The following is a 2,766-nucleotide window of genomic DNA, read 5'->3' on the forward strand; positions in this document are numbered from 1 at the left end:
CCCTTCCGGCGCGGCCGGGCGGGCGGGGCCGGCTGGCCCAGCGCCGCCAGCCAGGCCGCCACCGCCGCCCTCACGGCCGTCGAGCATGGTCAGCTCACCCCGGAACGGGCGCAGCACCACCTCGGTGATGGTGCGCTCGGCGCCGCTCTGGTCGGCGAATTTCCGCGTCTCCAGCTGGCCCTCGATATAGACATTCGACCCCTTTTTCAGGAATCGCTCGACCACCCCGACCAGCGCGTCGTTGAACACCGCGACGCGATGCCACTCGGTGCGTTCCTTGCGCTCGCCGGTGGTACGGTCTTTCCAGTTCTCCGACGTCGCGATCGAGAAATTCGCCACCCGACCGCCATTCTGGAACGACCGGATCTCCGGATCGCGGCCGAGATTGCCGATCAGAATGACCTTGTTGACGCTGCCAGCCATGATCCAGAGCTCACTCTTTACCAATCAGGCGCGGACCCTAGACGAGATGATCCGCTGTTTCCAATCTTGTTCGAAGCCCCCGATGAATCATCCCTTCCGGCGCGGCCGGGCGGGCGGGGCCGGCTGGCCCAGCGCCGCCAGCCAGGCCGCCACCGCCGCCGCCAGGTCGCGGGTCGGCAGCACCAGGGCCGGCACCTTCGCATCGTGGACATTGCGCAGCACCGATTTGGCGCCGCGGATCTCCAGCGCATAGAGATTGCCGGTGATCGGCTCGCCGCCCTCCCCCGCCTCGGCCAGCCGGGCGGCGACCTTGGCGACCCACACGGCATCCTCGCGCAGATCCGTCTCCAGGAAATCGGCCAGCATCGGCGCCGCCGTGCCGGACACGACCCGGTGGCGGCCCTTGCTGTCGCGGGTGATCTCGATCATGGCCGTGCCTTCCCCATCATCTCTCGCCGGGCCGGTCAGTTCGGAAACGCGGTGTTGATCGCGTCCTGCCCGCGGCGCCGGATCGTGCCGATCCGGATCTCGAAGGGCTGGCCGCTGTCGTCCCGGCAATAGCCGTCGTCCCGGCTGCCGCCATCCGGGGCCGCCCCATCCGGTGCAGACGGACCGAGCACGCCCCAGGCCGGATGCGCCCCGGTCTGGTGGCCATAGGCGTAGAGGACGGAGTGCAGGATCGCCTCGGCCGGGCAGGCATCGGGATAGAAGGTCGAACGCTTGTGCCGGCCGTTGCTGTAGAAAACCGTCGCGTCATAGACGCCGTCATGGCCGCGCGAGGCGCCTTCCACATGGTCGACCGCGCCGGTGGGCAGTGCGACGGCCCGGGAATGATAGCCCTTGGGGTCGCCGTTGCGCCCGATTTCACCGCAGAAGATGTGGCTGAGATTGACCTGCGGGTCGCTGCGGCTCCACAGCTTCTTGCCGACATCGCTGCAGTCCAGCGCCGCGGCCGCCGCCTCACGGGCCGCCGGCAGCAGCAGAAAAACCAGGATGAAGCAGATCCGACCGATCATGGGGTCTCCCGGCCCGGCCATGGCGCAGCATTGAAATCCTACCGCCGTCCGCCCCGCCGCGCCACCGGGTTGCGTGCGGCCGGCTTGTCCCGGCGCCGCGCCGACACAGTGTGTGTCGAGTACGACGAACCGCATGAGGGACCGCACCATGCCCATGGCCACCGCCGGCAGGCCCGTCCGCAGTCTGATTCCGGCGCGGCTGGACCGCCTGCCCTGGGCGCAATTCCACTGGCTGGTCGTGGTCGGGCTCGGCGTCAGCTGGATCCTGGATGGGCTGGAGATCCAGCTGGTGGCGGCCTCGGGCTTCCAGCGGACGCTGGGCATGACCAACGAACAGGTCGGGTTCGCCGGCACCAGCTATCTCGTCGGCCAGGTCGTCGGCGCCCTGGTGTTCGGCCGGCTGACCGACCGCTGGGGCCGCCGCAAGCTGTTCATCGTCACCCTCGGCATCTATCTGGTGGCCTCGGGCATCGCCGGGGCGGCCTGGGCGCCGTGGTTCCTCTACCTCTTCCGCTTCATCGCCGGCCTCGGCATCGGCGGGGAATACACCGCGATCAACTCGGCGATCGACGAGCTGATTCCTGCCAAGTACCGCGGCCGGGTCGACATCGCCGTCAACGGCACCTATTGGGCCGGCGCCATGCTCGGCGCCGCCGGCAGCTTCGTGCTGCTCGACCATTCGCTGGTGCCGGAGAACCTGGGCTGGCGCCTGGCCTTCCTGCTTGGCCCCATCCTGGGCCTGGTCATCATCTATCTGCGCCGGCACATCCCGGAAAGCCCACGCTGGATGCTGACCCACGGCCATGCCGAGGAGGCCGAACGCATCGTCGAGGGGATCGAGGCCACCGTCCGGGAGCAGGGCCACGACCTGCCGCCGGTCGACCCATCCAAGTCGATGTCGATCGAGCCGGAACAATCGGTGTCGTTCCGCCGGCTGGTCGACGTGTTCTTCCGGCAATACCCGTCCCGCACGCTGCTGGGCCTGTCGATGATGATCACTCAGTCCTTCCTGTACAACGCGATCTTCTTCACCTTCGCAATGGTGCTGCGGAATTTCTACGGGCTGAGCGATTCGGGGGCGGCGCTGTACTTCTTCCCCTTCGCCATCGGCAACCTGCTGGGGCCGCTGCTGCTCGGCCCCCTGTTCGACACCGTCGGCCGGCGGAAGATGATCTTCGGCACCTACATGCTGGCGGGGTTGATCCTGCTGGCATCGGCCGTCCTGTTCCGGATGGGCGTGCTGTCGGCGACCACGCACACGGCCTTCTGGTGCGCCTCCTTCTTCTTCGCCTCGGCTGGCGCCTCTTCCGCCTATCTCACCGTCAGC

At 68.2% G+C, this 2,766-nt stretch carries 4 protein-coding genes; 1 reads left to right on the top strand and 3 read right to left on the bottom strand.

The annotated features are described in order from the left end of the window. The 3 genes from ssb to AC3XYG_RS29740 form a co-directional block, all read right to left on the bottom strand. Positions 1-423, bottom strand: a 423-nt coding sequence (gene ssb, locus AC3XYG_RS29730; protein ID WP_489143491.1) for a single-stranded DNA-binding protein, incomplete at its 3' end; no start/stop codon positions are given. A gap of 87 nt (positions 424-510) precedes the next feature. Continuing rightward, the gene (locus AC3XYG_RS29735; RefSeq protein WP_489143492.1) at positions 511-852 is read right to left on the bottom strand and encodes a hypothetical protein; all 342 of its coding nucleotides are present in this window, start codon (positions 850-852) and stop codon (positions 511-513) included. 35 nt (positions 853-887) lie between these two features. Next, on the bottom strand, positions 888-1,439 hold the full coding sequence (locus AC3XYG_RS29740; RefSeq protein WP_489143493.1) for an EndoU domain-containing protein: 552 nt from the start codon (positions 1,437-1,439) through the stop codon (positions 888-890). A gap of 148 nt (positions 1,440-1,587) precedes the next feature. On the opposite strand from AC3XYG_RS29740, the gene AC3XYG_RS29745 reads away from it, so the two are divergent. Beyond that, the coding region (locus AC3XYG_RS29745) for an MFS transporter (RefSeq protein WP_489143494.1) at positions 1,588-2,766 on the top strand (1,179 nt) is incomplete at its 3' end.

Source organism: Inquilinus sp. (assembly GCF_057815775.1).